Here is a 21,100-nt window from a genome sequence, read left to right as displayed (position 1 = left end):
TTTATCAAATATTCATTATGTTTAATGAATGCGATATTCTTGCATACAGATAATGGAAAAGAGAAAAAAGAGGATTTGAAATGAATGAGATCATAAAAGTATTTTTAATTACATTTATAAGTGATTTGGACAACTTATTAATTTTAGGAGCGATCATTCGGAAACATCCTCAGATCAACATTGTCTTTCCTGCGGCTGTGGTACTTACTTGCACGCGAGCGATTTATATTGTGGTGATGGATACCCTCCTTACTATTCCAGTTATCCATTTAATCATGGGCGTGATTTTGCTATTTGTTGCTTTTAGTCTTGTCACAAAGTCATTTGCTGAACAAACCGACATCCCCCCACTAAATCGCTCTATTTCCATAAAGGTGAAAGTATTATCATTGCTAGCTGCTACAGATTTTTTAATCTGTTTAGATAGTGTAATCGTCATTTCCGAAATCTCGCAAAACATGTCAATGGCTTTAATTGGGATTTTTTTAAGTTTAATTATTTCCCTGTTCTTTTTACCAATGATAATCAAAGTCGCAACAAAATTTGCATGGGTCAATATTATGGCAGGAGCCTTTATTGCTCAAACAGCGGTTGTTGGTATAATTGGAGATCCATGGCTAAAAGGATGGATATTGTCAATTAATTCCTATTTTCCAAAAGTGAACCTGATTCATGTTTCTGCTAATATCGTGATCGTTCTAGTAATCCTAGTTGGCTGTTATTCCTATATAAAAAGTAATCGCCACAATTTTTTCAAAATAAAGTGAAACTTCGGCTTGTTCTCCTTATACCAAATCACACAAATGACCTTGTTATTGTGAATGAATAGGTTAGTTTGGTACACTATACCTTATAACAAAAGAGACGGGTTTTATAACCCATCAGACATATAAGAGGTGAGTGATTTGGAGCAAACAGCCCTAATTAGTATTGTGATTATTCTTGGAATTGGGATCTTCTCTCAGTGGCTAGCATGGAGGATTCAATGGCCGTCTATCGTGATTATGTCGATAGCAGGCATTTTGATTGGACCTGTATTTGGATTTATAAACCCTCAAGAGGCTTTAGGAGGCCTATATAGTCCCCTCATTTCCTTAGCTGTTGCGATTATTTTATTTGAAGGCAGCTCAAGTCTCGATATTCGGGAAATTAAAGGTATCTCAAAATCAGTGTTTCGGATTGTGACAGGGGCTGCTTTTTTAGCATGGATTGGTGGTTCATTAGCCGCCCACTTCATTGCAGGCTTAGATCTAGCCATCGCATTTATCATTGGCGGATTATTTGTTGTGACAGGACCTACCGTGATCATTCCACTTTTGAGAAATGCAAAATTAAAACCGCGGACAGCTGCTGTACTTAAGTGGGAAGGGATTATTGTTGACCCGGCCGGCCCTCTTCTTGCACTATTCGCTTATCAAGTCATCAAAGTAGTAACAAATGAGAGTTTGTCAGCGTCCTACTTGTTAAACTTCTTCCTTGGTGCTTTATTTGCGATTCTTCTCGGTTACATAATCGGTCTTCTTGTCGGGTATATGGTTAGTAAAGGACTGTTTCCCGAATATTTAAAGTCACCAATAATTTTGTCATTTGTGCTTATTTGTTTTACAATCGGCGAGGTTGTTATGCATGAAACAGGGATGCTTGCTGTAACCGTGATGGGACTTGCACTTGGACGGACGAAAAAATATGTTTCATCGATTGGCAATGTTGGCCATTTTGTTGAGAATATTTCTGTCCTTTTGACCTCAACTGTTTTTATTTTATTAACTTCTTCCCTAACACGAGAAACCATCGCAGAAGTGTTTACTTTGCCGATTATTGGCTTTGTCATAGCGATGTTGTTTCTAGTACGCCCTTTATCGATTTGGATTTCTACGATTGGGACAGAATTGACGCTTCAGGAAAAAACATTAATTGGGTGGATTGCGCCAAGAGGCATTGTCGCCTTAACAGTGTCAGGGTATTTTGCGACGATATTACTGGAGGATGGCTATCAAGACGCCTCCCTTTTAACTGCGCTTACGTTTGCACTTGTGTTCATTACAGTTTGTGTTCACGGTTTTTCTTTAGGACCTTTAGCTAAAAAGTTAGGACTTGCTAGTAATGAGCCTCCTGGAATCTTAATGATTGGTGCAAGTAGTTTTGCTGTTTCCCTTGCCCATTATTTTAAAAAGATAGGCATTCCTGTGCTGATTATTGATTCCTCTCATGAACGCTTGCAACCGGCTGCTGATAAAGATATTGCTACTTTTCAAGGGGAAATTCTAGCTGAACATACTCAATTTGAAATTGATTTAACCCCATATGAAACGATTCTAGCAATGACCGGTGATGCTGCCTATAATGCATTAGTAAGCCAATCCTATGCTCCAGAATTCGGATTTAATAATACTTTTGCTTTACCTGTAAAGTCCAAGAATGGCGCGAAGTCAATGCCGGTTTCAACCGCCATGAAAGCCCATTTGCTATTCTCGGAGGAAGCTGTATTCACAGAATTGAATCGAAAAATCAATACCGGTTATCATATTAAAGCGATTGAAATCGATCAAAAAGGAACGATTGAGAAGGATGGAATATCTGAAGATGTCACTCCTTTATTCATAAAGAAAAAGAACGAATCCATTGTATTTGTGACAATGAAACAAAAATTAACATTTGATGAAGGGGATCAATTAATTGTTTTAGCGCGTGAACCTGCTTAGCAAAGTACACAGCAAAACAAACTGAAACGATTTGGTTTTGTACATGTTATGGTACGTTATTTAGATGAGGAAAAGCAACATGGGAGGATAATTCATGAGAAAAGTTCTATGGATATTTTTTTCGGTCTTTCTAATTTATGGTTGTAGTGAAAATGAATTAGCAACCGACTCCTCTGAGAGTTTTGCTTATGAAAAATCCATCGTTTTTCAAGGAAGTGTTTATGTTGCCCAAGATGAGCAAGTGGAAAAAGTTGAAGAGAAAGTTGGTACCATAGAATATCACTCCTCTAGGGAGGGAGATTCAAAAGAGGGGAATTTTTCAAATTATTATGAAGTAGGAACAGATATCTTTAAGATTTCTGATATTGATACAACAGAAGCAATTGCTATTGAAGTTTCGAATGGGCATTATATAAGAGCTATAAATGAGGAAGTTATTAAATAAAAAGGAACAATTGAGGAGTTTTTAACACTAAAGCAAAATTGATTTTCAAGAAGAGGATCATTTGATTGTTTTAATCAAAGATTAGTCCCCCCACTCTCCTACTCATTAGTAGGAGAGTCTTACTTTTACCTTTCCTTTCTCAAAAATAATTGAGTGACGATCACAAAGCCTAAGATGAGATAGACCATTCCCCATATACTTAAAAAGAGAATTTCATTATTTAATATAATTTCATCTCCTTCTTGAAAATAAGATGTCAGTTTTCCAATTGGAGGAAATAAATAAAGCGGCCATTTCAAAATAGTGAGCCTTTCTATCATTCCTTCTGAAACAATTGCGATAATATTGACAAGCATGGCCGCTAACCAGGAATATTTTTTTTGTGCGAATCCAGTTGCACTAAAAAGGCTGCCAACAAAAATACCAGATAGGGCCAAGTAAAAATGCCCATACAAAGTGAAGCCAAAATGGATGGGCTTAACTGGCAGTTTAAAAGCTTGGATAAGAATAGGATAAAAAATCGCAAAAATAAGAAGCAGTATAACCACGAGAAGGCAAATACACCATTTTCCGCAAAGATAACGGAGCTTACTAGACAATTGAACAAATAAAAGCTGTTTTTCACTTTCGTTTTCTAACGAGAAGATCCCCATTGTAATCCAGGTTGAAATAAATAATAACGTTATACTTGTAACGGCGTAACTACTCAATATCGGAACCCCTTGATAGGTATAAAAGACGAACACCCATACGAAATAAACGACAACAGCTGGGATCCATTTTAAAGAGCGAAAATAACTTAGCAATTGGTAAATAAAAAAACCTTTCATCTTTCCCCCTCTTCCCACACTTCTAAAATAGAGCATTGGTTGTTTAGTAGATGAAGTAATAATGGATCACTTTGGTCAGAATTAGCGGAGAGAACAGCCGTTTTTTCGTTACGGTTATGTGTGACCAACTGGAGATTCTGTAAAATATCTACACTCGTGTATTTAAACTTTATTTGTTTCTTCCTGCTCTTTATATTGGATTTAGCGAGCCCGCCTGCCTCAAGATGATAATGTTCATCAGCAAGCTTTTCGATTAACGGATTTTCATGGGCTGTAAATATTATCATGCTATTCCTTTTCTCTTTTTCCAACAACTGTGTAAAAACCTGCTGTGATTTCTGATCTAACCCAGTAAGTGGTTCATCTAAAAGTAATATATCAGGCTTGCTAATGAGTGCTTGAATAATCCCGACCTTTTGCTTGGTCCCTTTTGAACATTGTTTAAGTGATGTATTCAGAAAAGCTTCTATAGAAAATAATTGGATATATTCCTTTAACTCATTTTTTGAATGGCCATGAAAATCCGCAATCATTGAAAGATATTCTTTGACTCGGAAAGGCAATCCTTCTGGAAAATGTTCAGGCATATACCCAATTCTATTCGTACCTCGATTTAAAGCTCCATGTGTTGGTTGATAGATTCCTGCTAACAATTTTAGTAAGGTGCTTTTTCCCGATCCATTGCGCCCACGGATGAAAAACGCCTTATTTCCTTGCAAACAGAAGGAAACTCGCTTTAAAATGGTTTGCCCGTCTATTATTTTACTTATATTCTTTGCTTCGATTATAGGGCACTCCATCGATTAACCTCCCCTTGACTTCACTTCATTTTATTTATCAGTTTAATATATTGTGAATCTCCGTAACCGATTGTTGGAAAAAGCTCAAATAACCTATTCACTAATGTTGATGTTGGTAAATCTTTATGCTGAGAGATATACTTTACGACTACATTATTTTCTTTAAGCATCTCCAAATAAATATCTACTGCCTGGTACATGACCGGAAGTAGTTGAATTGCTGGCTTTTTATGATTTATCAATACCTCTTTGTATACAGAGGCATAGCTGCCTAATTGAAGTTCCGTCTGGCTTACTTTGAACTCAACCTCTCCGAAGCTATTTAAAAACACTTTTCCCGGATATCCTGACTGCTCAAGATAGGAAAGAATTGTAAGTAAATTCATTTGACAAAACATATCTTCGCCAAACCATAAAACAACATATGTATATGATTTATTAAAAAGATTGTCTAATGGATCTATAACCTTTTCAATATAATTTTCAACAGATTCGTAATGCCCCGCGGCTCGCGTTTTTATAAAATCTTGATCAAAAACTTGTTCAGTCGTCGCGTTTTCACACATCGCTTCATTAAAAGGTGCGTAATCAGAATCTCCCATTAGTTTATGATCTTTAAATTCCTCATACATACATTGACCATTCAATATGTTAAGTACGTCTTTGTCAAACAACTCACTTTTCTTATTTTGTAACTGTTCAACTTCTTTTTTTCTGGAAATATTCATTTAACACCAACCCTTTTCTTTGTAAATATTAAAGAAGTGAAAAAGGCCCGAATTTTCCCGGGCCAGCTGTTGTTAACCTAAATATGCTTAAAGAACAACCGAACAACATCTGCTCCACCGATAAAGGTTCCAATTGAACTACCAATATTCGCGAGGATCACGACTAATAGAACTCGAGTGACTTTATTATGCCAAAATCCTTTTACATGAAAGACATCTTCTGAAAGTGTTTCAAAGTCCCTTACATTAGGACGCCGAAAATAAGCTTGGACGATTCCAGCAAACCAGCCCGCAGCGAGAATTGGAGTTAAGGAAGTGATTGGTGCGGCAATAAAAGCTGTAATAATCGCTAGCGGATGACCAAAGGCAATCGCTGTTCCAATCGCCGATAATGTGCCATTCCACAGAAACCAACTAATGGTTTGCTGTAAACCAGCTGATGGGTTGGCAATAAAGGTATAGAGAATAACTGCTAAAATCAAGACTGGAATCGACCAGCCAATAATCTTGGGAGCTTTTGATTTGGGAGGAAGCTTCGTTAACTCCTTCAGATCATGCTCTTTTTCAATTTCTTTTGTAATCCCAGGGACATGGGCCGCACCGAGAACAGCGACTACTTTATCTCCCGGCGCATCTTTAATTTTCTGCGCTAAATACTGATCCCGTTCATCAATCAATGGTGTTTTTAATTTTGGAAAGGCTTGGGTAAACTCTTGAAGCATCGAATCAATCATGTCTTGCGACTTCATTTTTTCTAGCTCTTCTTCTGTTATTGTCTCGCGACTAAAAATACTGGCGATCACTTGTGTAAGAAGCATCGCTTTCCCTTTGAATCCGACATTTCCCCATATCCGTGAAAAAGTAATTTGGATATTTCGATCTGCTAATACAAGCTTGGCCTCAGTCTCTTTTGCTGATTCAATTCCTTGGATCATTTCTTGACCAGGATGGATATCAAATTGCTTGGCCATTCTTCTTTGAAAGGAAGAAATCGCTAAGTTCATTAAAAGCAAAGATGATTTTTTGTCCTTAATGACTTGGAAAATATCCATATCCTTCCATTTGTTTCCATCTGTAATCGATTTGTATCGTCCCTCATCAAGTTCAATACAAACAGCATCTGGCTTTTCACTTTCAATCACTTCTTTTACAAGCTCAGCACTACTTTTGGAAACATGAGCTGTTCCGATTAATATGTATTCTTTGTTATTTAAGTGTATTCTTGTAATATTTTCCTCCGTCATTCTCATACCCCTTTAGACTAGGACTAGGTCACTTATTCATAATACTATAATAAACCACTTAAGGACAGGATGAAAGTTAAGCGTTCACTAACCAAACGACTAAATCGTAAATAAACCCTATAGCTCTTAATCAAAATCTATGTTGTGTTGATATAAGCAGCCGTTACAAGAAAAGCGCAAGGCGCCCGCTACCTTCGACAAGCAAATGTTCTGAGACAAAGAAAGGCGTTCTTTGCCTTTCAGTGGCTCAGGTTATTATGCAGAACATCGGCTAAGCTCGCGCCGTCCTGGCGGCAGACTCAAATGCGACGTCCTGTCGCTTCGTCTGCACTAGTACATCGTGTACGTCGCAACGCCGATGGACTCGCTCCTGCGAGCCTCGAGCCGATGGCGCCTGGAGCTAGACAACGAAACTCAAAATTATAACTTATCCACAAGCCAAAAATTTTAAAGTTTCCTTACCAATAAAAAACACTACGTATTCCCACAGGAATCTCCGTGTTTTTTATTCAGTGACTAGTCCACCATTACCATTTTGAGTCATCATTTTAACCATAGACTGTTGACCCAAACCTATAAAATCTCATCTTTGATAGTTAAAACCACAAGGATGCTTTTAGAGCAGGCATCCCTGTGGTTTTTAGTGTTCAAAAGTGAGTACTATTAATTTTTTTGCATGGGAACTATTTCGGTATCCGTTCAAAATTATCTTGTGCTTTAGGAGACTATATGTTTATTCAAAATCTTTACTTAAAATATCGATACGTTCCTCAAAAGATACTTCACGGTGGATTTCATGTAACATCCATACATATCCACTGCTATCAGAAAACATGGCATTTGATATGCCCATTTCTTCCATTCTTGTGACAGGCTGAATTTCCGTTGCATGAGCGGACAGAGCTTTTTCATATGTCTCTCGGATATTTGGGACCACGATATTAAACCAAAATGATTGCGTGTCCCCTTCTTTTGGCGCAAATAATTGATATTGAGGATTTTCATCAAGCATATGAAAACGCGTGCCATAGATAGTGAATACAGCTTCGTTATTCCCTACCTTAAAATTTGTCTCCTCCACTACTTCTACTTCAAAAATAGATTTGTACTGCTCCAGTGCAGCTTTACTATCTTTTACAACAAAATCAAATTCCACTCCATTAACCATCTGACCACACTCCTATGTACAGATTTTTCATCACTTAAACGAATTAAGGGGGGCTTAAGGCAAGTTCAAAAATTCGTATTGCTACATTTATTGGCTTTAATATATATTTTGATACATGACTGAATATTACGTTTTTACTAATGCAGTTAATCCTTAGTTAATGGACTAGTTTTTCCCCTCAAAAATCCCTCTAAATTTGGAGATTGATTATACTTAATTGCAGCTATTTTGTCTTTTTCCAAAATTACTTTTGATAATTCAATATTATTTATACTTGCGATTGCAACGGTATAATGTATAACATCGGCTAATTCTTTTTCTAAAGAAGCGTTTCCTGTATTTGATTTTCGACCTTCTAACTGATTTAATGCTTCAGCCACCTCGCCAATTTCTTCAACCAGTTTCATAAATAATCCGGTTGACGATCGGTCTTCTTTATATTTGAAAGCTAAATAGTGTTGTAATCCTTCAATTGTTAACTTGCCCATGTTTTCCCCCTATTTTATGACAACTCTTTTCCCTTTACTTCACTAATTTTTGCCCACAATTGGAACAAAAATTGCCACCATCCGTTTTTGTTCCACAATTCGGACAGAAATTAGGAATTGTTCCATCTTTGTCACCAGAATTTGCAGGGGCTGATTTTGACGGTTCTTCCTTTTGGTCCATATTTTTCATCATTTCCTTTGCCATTCCCATACCCATCATCATGCCAGCCATATCAGAGGCCGCGCCTCCTCCTTTTACTTTTCCGGAGGAAATTCCATCTGTCATGGAAGCTTGCTGATAACGACTCATGTCGCCAATCATTCCATGAGAGGCATTTTTAGTAATCATATCTTGGACTTCTTTTGGATAATTGAAGCTCATAATATTAAAGCCCGTGATTGTCATGCCACTATCCAAAATCTGCATATCCAAATCTTCTTGGATCCCTTTGGCAATCTCAAAAGCATTGGCTTGCAGGTTAAACATATCCTTTCCTTCACGGGTAATCCACTTCATTAAAAGTTGATCAAGGATAGCGGTAATCCTAATTTTCACATCTTCTACTAAATAACGATCTTTCACTCCAGCAATCTTATCCATAAGCGCAATATAGTCATTCACTTTAAATTGGAAAGTTCCATTCGCACGAATAGGCATACCACCTGGTAACTGCGGAGTAGGAATATTAATCGCATTTTTCGTTCCCCATTTGACCGTAAATTCCTTCGTATTAACAAATAAGACCTCTACTCGCAGTCCACTATTGAAACCGAATTTAAAGCCTTTTAATGTGGAAAGAAAGGGAATAATTTGCGACTCGATATTATAATCGCCTTCTTCTTCAAAGATCCCTTCCAATCTTCCATTATTGAAAAAGACGGCATCCTGCCCAGGACGAATAATTAGGCGACTGCCTTTTTTAATTTCGCGATTATTCCATTTCCAAAAGATCATATCATCTCGAAATTCCTCCCACTCGATCACATTAGCAAATTGATTTTTAAAAAAACTCATTATGCATCCTCCCTTGTATCATTCAATGATCTTTGCTAAACGCTAAAAACTGCCTCTACTCCCACTATGAGAGTGGCCGCCACCGGTTCTTCCACCGCCGCCACCTGATCGGCTACTGCTATTATTTTCAGGCTTCCGCCGCTTTGTTGTGGTCGTTCTAATATACTGATCCCGTTTGTTGACTACACGTGAGGTACTTGAATTTTCGTACGTTTTATTATTAATGGTCACCCTTCCGCCGGAATTATAAGCCATTCCTCCGACAATGAATGCCCCTAGTCCAATCGATGCAGCTGCTTGAAACCATAACTGAAACAGGACATTATTTGGACTAAGTCCAAAACGAATCCCCATATATTCATCAGCGGTTACAATGAACGTTTCAAAGGCATCATAATAGTTTTCGTTCGACATGGCCGGAGTGATTTTCTCGCGAATTAAATCAAGACGGTGATCATCCAGTGATTTCTCTGCCTTATAAAAACCAGCTAAATAAATATCTCTTTCCTTCATATCCACTGTTAAAATCGCCGTATTTCCATGCGCCTTATCATAGCCAAGCCCTTTTTCATCATAAAAGTCTTGCATATAGGGAATAATATCTTTTCCCTTTGTATCATTTGTTGTGAGAATAATAAAATCTGTTTCTCTTTTGACACTATATTCTTCCGCAAGTGCTTCTAACTTTTCGGTTTCTGGCTCTGTCAGCAATCCTGCATCATCATAGATTCTTTGTTTCGTTGGAGAAGCAGCCATAACAGGACTAGTAAAAAGTAGGATACATAGAGAAAATAACGTAAAAAGTGTGATTAAAACACCTATTCTTTTCACCAAAGCCCGCCCCCTAACAACAAGGAAATCAGTTTCAGGGTGATAAAGCTTCCTCCAGCTATCCCACCAAACCAACCTGCTATCTTAGCATAACTAATTGGCGGCTTCCCAACAATCTTTCCTGTTTGCCCATTCATCGCAAAGGTATGCTCCGATTTGTCATAATCATAATAGACCATCCAAATAGGAAAAAGCACGTATGCACTTTGTTGTTTTTTTGTGTGGACATCTTTTGTTCGGTAACTTACAGAAGAGTATCCTCCCATTGTCGAGGAAATATAGGAATCGATAAATCCTTTTAGTCTATCTTTTACTCTAGGAAGCAATTCATCGTCATTATAATTATATTTTTCTGCAATATAGCCTGCTAGATATGGAGTTTTGAAATCTTTTAAATCTTCATAATGAAAAGGCTCCAATTTATCCATGATTTGATCTGTCATTTTTTCAGAAGCATCTGCAGGAACCTTTATATAATCTAAATTAATTCTACGCATAACATCGTAATATTTTGTTTCTGTATAAATATAATTTCCACGCGTATATTCCCTGATTCTTGTACCGGTTGCTTCCACATGAACCTTACTATTTAAATCATATAACCAGAAAGGAACGTACATACCTGTAATGGCTTTAATACGATCTGCAGTCATAAATCCCTTTGGTGTTAAGCGTCCGTTTTTGCACCAAGTTTTGAAAGCTTTCATTGCTTCTTCTTTACTAATTTTGAAAGGAATGACCATCTTTGGAGCCAATACACCTGATAATCGATCTGCCAATACAACCCCAGCTCCACAGAAACTGCAGGTTGTCGCAGTGGTGTCTGCATCAGTAAGAATGACGGCACCACAGTTTTTACAATGATATTCTTTCGCCTCATCTTCCGAAAAAGTTGTTAGAATATGTTCATCAGAAAAATCTTCTATATTATCTTGTCTGCCACAACTAGGACAAGATAAGGTTCCAGAGTCACTGTCGAAAACCATATCATCGCCACAATTGGGGCATTTATATTGAATGACCACTCATACTCCACCTCGCTGTTCTCTCTTCATTAGGAAAGCTGTAGCTTAAGCTACAGCTTTCGGAGTTTAATCTTCCTTGTTTTTCATTTTTGCCTTCAAAGCAGCTAGCTCATCGTCTACCCCAGTATCTGTATCATATTTTGTCATTAGATCATCTATATCATCTTTTGGATTCGCATTAAGTTCAGCCATTGCATTTGCCTCATCTAACGCTTTGTTCACCTTTTCTTCCATTCTACCAAAAGCGGAAACAGAGTCATTCGCTCCTGTAATCGATGAACCAACTTTGTTTAATCGTTCTTGCGTTTTAGCAACAGCCATTTTTCCTTTGATCATCGTACGGCGTGCTTCTAATTCTCCAATATCAGAGACAAGTTTATCATGCATTTCTCTCATCCGAAGCGTATTGGCAGAAGCCAGACTATAGGCAGATTGTAGCTCTCCTTGTTGGGATGTCAAATTTGCCTTTTTCTCTAAAAATTTTCGTGCATCCGTTTCATTATCCGCTTCTAACGCTTTTACAGCGTAGGTTTGCATTTTATCAATTTCTTGGATACATTCATCTAAAGCCCGTTTTGATCTTTTTTCTTCGGCCATGACAGACGCCGTTTCTGCTTTTACTTTCCCTAAATCACTTTTTAAATTCCTCATGTATTGATCAATCATTTTCTCAGGGTTCTCAGCCTTGTCTAAAAGTGCGTTAATGTTACTTGCCATTATATCTTTAAATCTAGATAAAATACTCATAATGGAACCTCCTGTTTTTTTGTATAGTATATATACTGCTTTCCCTCTTAAAAAGATTCACTTTTTTACAAAAATATGTATTTACAATTGTAACATTTCCTTGATCAATACGTCCAATCATGGTAAAGGGGGCTATATCGATGAGAAAATTTATTTTTGCCGCTTGCTTATTAATTCCATTATGTTTAGCTGCTTGTAGTTCAAATCAGTCAAAAGAAAGCAGTGATTCCGCTGCTCATCTCCCAAAAAGTCAAGTCAAAACAGAAAGCTCAAATAACGTTTCGAACGGGGGCGGTGTGCTAGAGAATTTTGATAACGATCCAGCAAACGAAAGCGCTTCAGAAGAGGCAGATACGATCGAAGCAACAGATCGAATGGTGATTCATCAAGTGCAGTTGCAGGTTCGTGTTCAAAAGCTCGAACATGCTCAAGCTTTCATTGAAAAGAGAGTCGAGCAATATGCAGGTTATATTGTTGAATCAAATATCTATCGGGAAAATGAGACAGAAAAAGCGGGGCAGCTCGTTATTCGCATTCCTGATAAGGATTTTCAATCGTTTCTTCGAGATACAGAAGAAGAAGTTGCAGAGGTCATGGAAAGAACCATTTCTGGTGAGGATGTCACAGAACAATATGTCGACTTAGAAGCGAGATTACAATCTAAGCAAGTGGTCGAGAAAAGATTATTAAGTTTTTTAGAGGAGGCCAAAAAGACGGAGGATCTATTACAAATATCGAATGATCTAGCAAGTGTTCAAGAAGAAATTGAAACCATTACAGGTAAGATGAAGTTCTTGAAAAATCAAACAGATTATTCGACGATTACCATTTATCTGACGGAAGACTCGATTCAAAAAATTGCCGAAAAACCATTAAATACATGGGAAAAGACAAAAAAACAATTGGCAGCGAGCACTAATTTTCTCCTTGCCCTCGGATCTGGAATCATTGTCTTCTTAATTGGAAATCTTCCTATTTTTATCATCGTTTTATGTATCGGAGCAATCCTGTTTTATATCATTAGAAGGCGCAAAAGGGTGAAAAAGGAAAGATAGTTGCAGAAAAAACAAGAGGATGTCCCAAAAGTCGAAAATCTCCAAAAAGGCTCCCTTGCCGCGGCATAGCTTCAGTACATTCGTTGTGGAGTCTTCAGCTGATGCTATTCCCACAGGCGTGTCGTCGTTTTTGGAGATTTTCTTAGCATTTACTCGTAAAAATAAGGGAAATTCTCCATTCTTTTTACGTTGTTTACAGTCCCTGCTTTATTATTAATTACTATTCTTCCTTCAACACAGGTGCCTGTCTAGATTTTGTTGCCTGCTCAAAAGCATAAGCTATCTTTAGCAAGCTCTCTTCGCTAAACGCCGTACCAGTAAATGATATGCCAAATGGTTCTCCCTGCTGGGTATATCCGACAGGTACAATAACTGTTGGATAGCCTGCTTTTGCGGCGATCTCTGAGCCTCTGTCTCCTCCAAAAAAGATTGCATCTAAATGATGTTGTTTTAAAGCAGAATCGATTCCTTGTTCTCGCGAAAGGTATTGATCTTTCTCCAAAGCGCTAATATATTCTTTTTCTAATAAAGTACCGCTTGTATTTTCGGATTCCAATAACAGCTTTTGTCCATATTTTAACATTGCCTTCGGGTACCTGTAGTTAAAAGCAATCACATCAGCTAGTGAACGGATTTTGTTCAAAGGAGATGTTGCACGCAAATATGCATTTAGGTCTGGTTTAAACTCATAAGCTAAAACCTCATAACCCCATTTTTCATCTGCAGATGGAATAAGAATGTCTTCCACAATTTCAGCTCCAAGCGCGCGTAAACACGCAATCGCCTTTTCGATCATGTTTATTTTGTGCTTATTTAATCGATCAGAAAACGGTTTTCCAGCAATTCCAATACGATAACCTTTTAGGCTTCTTTCTGCTAACAATTTAGCATAATCAATGCCTTTTTTTGAATTGGATAATGTAGCAGGATCGTTTTCGTCCACACCTGCGATTGCAGTCAGTACATGGGCCGCATCCTTCACAGTTCTCGCCATTGGTCCAGGTGTATCTTGGGTATGTGCAATTGGAATAATTCCATTTCGGCTAACGAGGCCAACTGTCGGCTTAATCCCGACAAGAGAATTCTTTAAAGCAGGATTTAAGATCGATCCGGATGTCTCTGTGCCAATCGCTACAGCCGCAAAATTAGCAGCAATCGCTGCACCTGATCCAGAGCTAGACCCTCCGACATCAAATTCTCCATATGGATTTAATGTCTGCCCTCCTCTAGAACTATAACCGCTCGGCATCCCAACCCCCATAAAATTAGCCCATTCAGTCATGTTTGTTTTTCCCAGTAAAATCGCGCCAGCTTTGCGCAATTTAGCAGCAACGTACGAATCCTTTATAGCAACATGGCCATCTAGTGCTAGAGAGCCGGCAGTCGTATGCATTTTATCTCCAGTATCAATATTATCTTTCAATAAAATCGGGATTCCGTGTAGTCTACTTCTTACACCTTTTTGAGCCCGTTCTGCATCTAATGCTGTTGCGATCTGCAAAGCATCAGGATTCAACTCTAATACTGAACGAATGATCCCATCAAAATGGGATATTCGATACAAATACATATGTACCAGAGCGACAGATGTGATTTCACCTGAAGCTAATTTTTCCTGCATATCTTCAATCGTTGCTTCCATTAACCATTCATCATGCAATTTTTTCAATAGAGGATTTTCCATTTTTCATTTCTCCGTTTCTACTATTATATTTACGCAAACAACACTGAAAATTACTATTCGTTATTTAAGATCCTGTTGACCGATAATGCCGCACCCCTATATTCCACACGAATAAACATGGGATAATAAAAATGATCCCGAGTACTGGAGCGAACATATGAAGATAGGCATGCCCTTCATGTTTATCCAAAAGAAATAATAAAGGAATATAATTGACACAGCCAAAAGGAATGACAAAAGTAAAGAATTTTGACAGCCATTTCTGATAAATATTTAATGGATATTGGGCCATCTCTCGCCCTCCATCTGTAAAAATATTGGTCACTTCTATTCCCTGGATAGTCCAAAAGCAAAAAGTAGCAGCAAGGATAAAAATCCCCGTAAAAATACAGATTCCACTACCAATCATCAGCATCAGGGTCATTACTTTGATAAGTGTCCAATCAATCGGTAAAGCCTGGATCGCCCAAATAAGGACGATCAAACTTTGCACTAGACGGCCCATCCGTGTGAATTCAAACTGGGAGCCGATTACTTGAATAACAGTTCCGCGTGGACGCACAAGCAGGCGATCAAAATTCCCCTCACGGACAAGTCCGGAAAAGGAGTCAAAACCGCGGGCAAAACACTCACTAATCGCAAAAGCCATATGAATAACAGCAAAGCAAAGTGCTACTTCAGCAAAGTTCCACCCTTTAATCTGTCCAAACCTTTCAAATAAAAAATATAAACCTGCAAAAACGGTGAACGGTGTAAAAAATTGCCCTAATGATAAAAGCCAAAAAGAAGTACGATATTGAAGCTGTGCTTTCCATAATACTTTTAAATATTTGAAATATAAGGTCAAATTTCTTACCCTCCCTGTACAACCACTCTTTTTAATGCTTTTTTCATTAAAAACTTACCAACGAAAAAAAGAACAGCTAGCCAAATTAATTGAATACAAATCCCTTCTATCGCTTCTCCTTGTGGAATATGCCCTGAATAAACACGGAACGGAAAATCGGCTGTCAAGCGAAAGGGAAGAATATAAGCAATTGTTTGCAGCCATTCAGGCATAAATGGAATCGGGATCGTTAAGCCCGCAAAAAAATCGCCAATAATGCCAAACATAAGTAACGAACCAGTTGGCGACATGGTGATAAATACAGAAATGTAAATCAACATGGAAATCGTGATAATTAAGAATAATGCTAAACATAAAGATAGCAAGAATAATAGTAAGGAAGTCCAATCCACAGGTAATGTCATTTTATAAGGTTGTGGTAATAGAAAAGCAACAACCAAAATCGGGAAGCTACGTAAAGCAGCGTTTGAGAGTCGTTGCGCTAATAATTTTGCATACCAAAAGCTATAAATATCACAAGGTCTACACAATTCATAGGCAATATTGCCAGTTGTGATTAATTCAAACAATTCGTTATCACGAAACCAAAGCATTACAAGACTAAAGAATGATTGCTGCAACCAAATATAGGTAATTAATTCCTTTAATGACATCGGTGGTGACTGGTTAGCATGTTCATAGAAAGCTTCAAAGATCATGATATACATAAATCCCCAAAAGAATTGTGTTGCCACTCCAGCAAAAGCAGCGGTTCGATATTGCATGCCTGTTTGCAATTTCAAGCGCAAAACCGAAAAATAGGCATTCATAATTGGTATTCCTCATACAATTGGACAATAAGATCCTCAATTGGCTGTTCTTTAATGGAGATATCTAAGATATTGACTTGTTCTGATAGTTGAGGAATGAACTGAGATATATTTGTTTTTTCTGCATCAAGGGAAAAGATAGCTTGCTCTAATTTTTGTGAGAGTAAAGTGGCCCCTGTAATGGCAATCGGCTGTGATAATTTTTCATAATCAACGGTTACAATTTTATGTCCGCCATATCGTTTGCGTAACTCCTGCAATTTTCCATCATATAATAGACTTCCTTTTCCAATTAGAAGGACTCGATCTACTAATGCTTCAATATCATGCATATCATGGGTGGTTAACAGAATCGTTACTCCTTTTTCCTTATTAATTGTTTGAATAAATTTCCGAACAGCGATCTTTGAATGGGAATCAAGTCCAATCGTTGGTTCATCTAGAAATAAAATTTTTGGACTATGTAATAAGGAAGCAGCAATTTCACAGCGCATTCTCTGCCCTAAACTTAGCTGGCGTACAGGGGTATAAATGAGTTTTTCTAAATCAAGCGTCTCAATCAGTAAGGCGACATTGGCTTTATATTCCGGCTGAGGAATTTTGTAAATATCGCGTAGAAGTTCAAATGAATCGATCACAGGAACATCCCACCATAATTGAGATCTTTGTCCAAAAACAACACCGATATTTTTGACATAATGGACTCGATCTTCCCACGGGATATAATCCATAATGTGGCAGGAGCCTTGATCAGGCACCAAAATACCACTCATGATTTTAATCGTTGTTGATTTCCCTGCTCCGTTTGGTCCAATATAACCAACAATTTCCCCTGGTTGAATCGAAAAGGAAATATCGTGAAGAGCATGAACAATAGTATGTTCACGACGAAAAAGCGCTTTCACGGAATTCCCTAAACCGTTCGAGCGTTTAGCGACTTTAAAAGACTTGGACAAACCTTCAATATGAATCAATCCATTTTCCCTCCTTTAGGTAGAATAGTCAGAAGAAAAGATAATATCATTCTATCAACTGTTTGTCAATCTGTATTCTTCAGAATTTTCTAGATAAAAGCAAGAGGGGCTGTCTCCACTCGACGCCCCTCTAAACCTTAATTAGCCAGGTTTTTGTTTCTATTTTTCGTTCGTATTAAAAGATAAAGATATAAAACGATGGATAACATAACCGATCCAGCTGATGTTACATAGATCACGTTATAACCATATAGGAATGCAAGTTGTCCGAAGACCATCGCTCCAAGCCCGACCCCTAAATCAAAGAAGGAAAAGAACGTGGCATTAGCCATACCTTTACGATTATTAGGAGATGAATCAATCGCCCATGCTTGTAGGGCTGGTTGGACACTCCCAAATCCCAATCCATATAATCCCGCAGCAATTAGCATTACCGTTAGGTTGGGAAGCCATGATAAAAGGACCATTGCGATAAACACCAAAATCGTCCCAGGGAGAAATACATAAAGATGCCCTTTTTTATCATAGATTTTCCCAGCGAATGTACGTGAGAGCATTAGGAATAATGCGTACACAAGAAAATATACTTCAATCCCAGCAATACTTTTTTCAGCCGCATATAATGGAAGAAACGAAGCAATCCCGCCAAATGAAACGGTGATGAAAAATAACAGCAAAGATGGTTGAATCGCAGATTTTTCAAAAATATCGAATTTAGGTACAACCGCTTTATTTGGTGACTCTTCTACTTGCTTATAGCGAATTCTAGTAGAGAGTAACAAGGCCGCCAGCCCCATACCACCACAAATCAAAAATAGTTGTGAAAATGGGATTACACCAGCCAAGGTTAAACCTAAAGATGGCCCGAAGGCAAGTGCTAGATTCCCAGATAAGCCAAAATAGCCCATGCCCTCCCCACGTCGTTTCGGTGGAATTAAATCAGTGGCAATTGTCCCGCTCGCCGTAGTGGAGAATCCCCACCCTATTCCTTGAACAATCCGCATAATTAACAACAAAGCAATACTGCCGATAAAGGAATAGGATCCTACAGATAAAACAAATATGCATAATCCAAACATATAAACAAAACGCCGGCCTTTTGATTCTAACGAATGTCCAGCGTACGGACGAAATAACAATGCTGAAAATGTAAAAATCCCAACAATAATGCCAATCATTTGATCACTGCCGCCTAACTCTTTAACAAAGATTGGCAGAGTCGGCAATGTCATTTGAAATCCAAGAAAAATAAAAAAATTAGCCAAGCAAATTAAAACAAAATCTCTTGTCCAAATTTTTTCTTTTATATTAGCCTCTTGAATTTTTCCTTGTGAATCCATTTTAATATCCCTTTCTTCCTATCAAAATGTCCTACGATAGCTTATTTCTATCCAATGTAGGAAATTCAATTATCCTCATATTCTATCTTTAGTGTCTCGAAATAACTCTCCTACTATATCATAAGAAACGAATTAATGTCTAGTTTATCCAATAAGGAACAGATGTCTAAAGCTTAAAAACAAACTTTAGACATCTGTCCATTCGCGATTATCTCATTATTCCTTCTATTCAAACCCATGTATCCGTACGGGAATTGGGAAACTTAATCTTTCATTGAACCAAGTAGCATTCCCTTGTTAAAATGCTTTTGAAAAAAGGGATAGACACATAACAATGGCAGAGCTGTTATAAGGATGGCCGCCATTCTTGCAGAATGTGTAAAATTGACACCCTGAATCTCCTGTTGTCCAAAGTCAGCATCCCCTTCAACAAGCATTAGCTTCAAGAACACTTGGAGGGGCCACTTATTATTGTCGTGCAAATATAAGATTGCATGAAAATATGTGTTCCAATTATACACCATGTAAAATAAAGTAAAGGTGGCGATTGCTGCCTTAGACAAAGGGAGGGCAATGGTGAAGAGAATCCGCCATTCCCCCGCCCCATCAATACGAGCAGAGTCAAATAATTCATCAGGAAGTCTGACGAAAAAGCTACGCATGACAATCAAGTTAAATGGGGCGATTGCCGTAGAAAACCATAGAGCACCATACGTATTGACCAATCCTAAACTATCGACAACTAAATAAGTTGGAATCATCCCACCTGAAAAAATCAATGTGAAAACGACGATGAAATTTAAGAATCCGCGACCTTTTATAAACTTCTTAGATAAACCGTACGCCATTAATGTTGTGATCGCAATATTAATAAATGTACCAATGACAGTAATTTCCACAGCGTTTTTAAATGCTTTCAAAAAAGAACTATTTTGCAATAAATAAGTATATCCCTCTAAAGTAAAGTGATGTGGAAGGATAAAAAAGCCACGGGTTAAATATTCTTTTTCTGGTGCAAAAGAGGTCATCACAACATAGAGGATCGGGAGTATGATTATGATCAATCCAATGATAAGCAAGCCGTAAACAACCACATCCAGGAACGTATTTCTACCTTGTGGGTTGTGCTTTGCCATTAAAAGATCCCCTCCTCTCCAAGTTTTTTAACGATTTTATTAGCTCCAATCACCAGGATAAGACCAACAACTCCTTTGAAAATTCCTACTGCTGTTGTATAACTGAAATTCCCCATCAGTATGCCAGTCCGATAAATGTATGTGTCGAAGATGTCAGATGTCGCCATATTCAATGGGTTTTGTAATAATAATACATGTTCAAATCCAATATCCATAAAGGCCCCTAATCGTAAAATGAATAAAATCACGATCACTCCACGGATAGCTGGCAGTGTAATATGCCATATTTGTCGTAGTCTTCCTGCCCCATCAATCGAAGCGGCTTCATATAGGTTTGGATTTACCCCTGCAATGGCTGCCAAAAAGATAATGGCTCCCCAGCCAGTTCCTTGCCAGATATTTTGTAATATCCAAGTGATTCGGAAACCGCCTGGAGTTGTCAAAGGTTCAACAGTATGGAAGCCTAAATCTTTCAGAAGTACGTTTATCCCACCATCTCGTGTAGCAAATAATACAACGGTAATTGCTACAATCACAACCCATGATAAAAAATGAGGAGCATAAAATATTGTTTGTGAGACAACTTTAAACCATTTGAGTCTAACTTCATTTAGTAAGATGGCTAATAAAATTGGCATTGGAAAAAAGATGATGATATCAAGGCAACTTAGGATCATTGTATTCGCCAGTAATGGCCAAAAATCTCTGGTTGTAAAGAGTCTTACAAAGTTGTCGAATCCCACCCAGGCACTCCCCCAAAAACCTTGAAACGGATCATAGCTTTGAAAAGCAATGACAATGCCAGCCATCGGAATGTATTTAAAAAGGATGAAAAATAAAAAGCCCGGTAAAATCATCATGTAAATAGGCCAAGTGCGCTTAAAATTAAACCCTGTTTTTTTCGGACGTATGGGTTGCAAAGTCTCCTCTGCATAAGTGGACGAAGTAGATGTTTTCATGCTCATTAGCTGCCCTCACTTCCTTTGTAAAATGATATCTAACAAGGAAGGGCCTGAGACAAAACTGATTTCTCCAAAGAAAAAACTGAACTAGCATGGTACATACCCCCCGCTCCGGAAATATACTTTGCTGAGGTAATATATTGTTCATCTTTGAAGTTTAGCATTTTAGTTATGTCCCAGCCCCTTGTCCTTGCGATTACTCTTTAGCTTTCTGTTTTTGATAAGCTTCATTTACTTCTTCGATCATTTTGTCTCCCCCGTCTGCTTTCC

At 37.9% G+C, this 21,100-nt stretch carries 20 protein-coding genes and 1 pseudogene; 4 read left to right on the top strand and 17 right to left on the bottom strand.

Going from position 1 to position 21,100, the window contains the following annotated elements; all coding sequences use genetic code 11:
• Positions 1 to 80 precede the first annotated feature (80 nt).
• From IPU53_RS07925 to IPU53_RS07915, 3 genes are all read left to right on the top strand, one after another.
• Entirely contained in the window at positions 81 to 767 is a 687-nt protein-coding gene (locus IPU53_RS07925) for a TerC family protein (protein WP_207449614.1), read from the top strand.
• 138 nt (positions 768 to 905) lie between these two features.
• A complete protein-coding gene (locus tag IPU53_RS07920; protein WP_207449612.1) occupies positions 906 to 2,702 on the top strand; it encodes a cation:proton antiporter in 1,797 nt (598 codons plus the stop codon).
• Between the two features lie 94 nt (positions 2,703 to 2,796).
• Entirely contained in the window at positions 2,797 to 3,147 is a 351-nt protein-coding gene (locus IPU53_RS07915) for a hypothetical protein (protein WP_207449611.1), read from the top strand.
• Positions 3,148 to 3,272: 125 nt separating this feature from the next.
• Here IPU53_RS07915 and IPU53_RS07910 read toward each other — a convergent pair whose 3' ends face one another.
• From IPU53_RS07910 to IPU53_RS07865, 10 genes and pseudogenes are all read right to left on the bottom strand, one after another.
• On the bottom strand, positions 3,273 to 3,977 hold the full coding sequence (locus IPU53_RS07910) for a hypothetical protein (protein WP_207449609.1): 705 nt from the start codon (positions 3,975 to 3,977) through the stop codon (positions 3,273 to 3,275).
• Positions 3,974 to 4,777: an ATP-binding cassette domain-containing protein gene (locus tag IPU53_RS07905; protein WP_207449606.1), complete on the bottom strand. Its 804-nt coding sequence runs from the start codon at positions 4,775 to 4,777 to the stop codon at positions 3,974 to 3,976. The genes IPU53_RS07910 and IPU53_RS07905 overlap by 4 nt, the downstream gene beginning before the upstream one ends.
• A 20-nt stretch (positions 4,778 to 4,797) precedes the next feature.
• A pseudogene (locus IPU53_RS07900) lies at positions 4,798 to 5,505 on the bottom strand (AraC family transcriptional regulator); the annotation flags it as partial.
• 77 nt (positions 5,506 to 5,582) lie between these two features.
• Complete coding sequence (locus IPU53_RS07895; RefSeq protein WP_207449602.1) at positions 5,583 to 6,749, bottom strand: TraB/GumN family protein; 1,167 nt, start codon at positions 6,747 to 6,749, stop codon at positions 5,583 to 5,585.
• Between the two features lie 733 nt (positions 6,750 to 7,482).
• Complete coding sequence (locus IPU53_RS07890) at positions 7,483 to 7,917, bottom strand: VOC family protein (protein WP_207449600.1); 435 nt, start codon at positions 7,915 to 7,917, stop codon at positions 7,483 to 7,485.
• Between the two features lie 146 nt (positions 7,918 to 8,063).
• On the bottom strand, positions 8,064 to 8,405 hold the full coding sequence (locus tag IPU53_RS07885) for a MazG nucleotide pyrophosphohydrolase domain-containing protein (RefSeq protein ID WP_207449598.1): 342 nt from the start codon (positions 8,403 to 8,405) through the stop codon (positions 8,064 to 8,066).
• 34 nt (positions 8,406 to 8,439) lie between these two features.
• A complete protein-coding gene (locus IPU53_RS07880) occupies positions 8,440 to 9,420 on the bottom strand; it encodes an SPFH domain-containing protein (RefSeq protein ID WP_207449596.1) in 981 nt (326 codons plus the stop codon).
• A gap of 42 nt (positions 9,421 to 9,462) precedes the next feature.
• The gene (locus IPU53_RS07875; protein ID WP_313886464.1) at positions 9,463 to 10,251 is read right to left on the bottom strand and encodes a TPM domain-containing protein; all 789 of its coding nucleotides are present in this window, start codon (positions 10,249 to 10,251) and stop codon (positions 9,463 to 9,465) included.
• On the bottom strand, positions 10,248 to 11,276 hold the full coding sequence (locus IPU53_RS07870; RefSeq protein ID WP_207449594.1) for a TFIIB-type zinc ribbon-containing protein: 1,029 nt from the start codon (positions 11,274 to 11,276) through the stop codon (positions 10,248 to 10,250). The genes IPU53_RS07875 and IPU53_RS07870 overlap by 4 nt, the downstream gene beginning before the upstream one ends.
• 66 nt (positions 11,277 to 11,342) lie before the next feature.
• Positions 11,343 to 12,023: a PspA/IM30 family protein gene (locus tag IPU53_RS07865; protein WP_207449592.1), complete on the bottom strand. Its 681-nt coding sequence runs from the start codon at positions 12,021 to 12,023 to the stop codon at positions 11,343 to 11,345.
• Between the two features lie 140 nt (positions 12,024 to 12,163).
• On the opposite strand from IPU53_RS07865, the gene IPU53_RS07860 reads away from it, so the two are divergent.
• On the top strand, positions 12,164 to 13,078 hold the full coding sequence (locus tag IPU53_RS07860; RefSeq protein ID WP_207449591.1) for a DUF4349 domain-containing protein: 915 nt from the start codon (positions 12,164 to 12,166) through the stop codon (positions 13,076 to 13,078).
• Positions 13,079 to 13,298: 220 nt separating this feature from the next.
• On the opposite strand, the gene IPU53_RS07855 is transcribed toward IPU53_RS07860, so the two are convergent.
• From IPU53_RS07855 to IPU53_RS07825, 7 genes are all read right to left on the bottom strand, one after another.
• Positions 13,299 to 14,762: an amidase family protein gene (locus IPU53_RS07855; RefSeq protein ID WP_207449590.1), complete on the bottom strand. Its 1,464-nt coding sequence runs from the start codon at positions 14,760 to 14,762 to the stop codon at positions 13,299 to 13,301.
• Positions 14,763 to 14,826: 64 nt separating this feature from the next.
• Positions 14,827 to 15,609 (bottom strand): ABC transporter permease, encoded by a 783-nt coding sequence (locus IPU53_RS07850; protein ID WP_207449589.1) that lies wholly within the window; start codon positions 15,607 to 15,609, stop codon positions 14,827 to 14,829.
• Positions 15,610 to 15,614: 5 nt separating this feature from the next.
• Positions 15,615 to 16,418 (bottom strand): ABC transporter permease, encoded by an 804-nt coding sequence (locus IPU53_RS07845; protein ID WP_207449588.1) that lies wholly within the window; start codon positions 16,416 to 16,418, stop codon positions 15,615 to 15,617.
• Entirely contained in the window at positions 16,415 to 17,392 is a 978-nt protein-coding gene (locus IPU53_RS07840; protein WP_207449587.1) for an ABC transporter ATP-binding protein, read from the bottom strand. The genes IPU53_RS07845 and IPU53_RS07840 overlap by 4 nt, the downstream gene beginning before the upstream one ends.
• Positions 17,393 to 17,529: 137 nt before the next feature.
• Positions 17,530 to 18,732 (bottom strand): MFS transporter, encoded by a 1,203-nt coding sequence (locus tag IPU53_RS07835; protein ID WP_207449586.1) that lies wholly within the window; start codon positions 18,730 to 18,732, stop codon positions 17,530 to 17,532.
• A gap of 263 nt (positions 18,733 to 18,995) precedes the next feature.
• A complete protein-coding gene (locus IPU53_RS07830) occupies positions 18,996 to 19,868 on the bottom strand; it encodes a carbohydrate ABC transporter permease (RefSeq protein WP_207449584.1) in 873 nt (290 codons plus the stop codon).
• A complete protein-coding gene (locus tag IPU53_RS07825) occupies positions 19,868 to 20,827 on the bottom strand; it encodes an ABC transporter permease (RefSeq protein WP_207449902.1) in 960 nt (319 codons plus the stop codon). Before IPU53_RS07825 ends, IPU53_RS07830 begins: the two co-directional genes overlap by 1 nt.
• Positions 20,828 to 21,100 lie beyond the last annotated feature (273 nt).

Origin of the sequence: Bacillus sp. SD088 (assembly GCF_017355205.1) — a bacterium.
Taxonomy (GTDB): Bacteria; Bacillota; Bacilli; order Bacillales; family Bacillaceae_C; genus Lederbergia.
The sequence above is the reverse complement of the archived record's forward strand: the minus strand, read 5'-3'. Positions and strand labels throughout refer to the sequence as shown.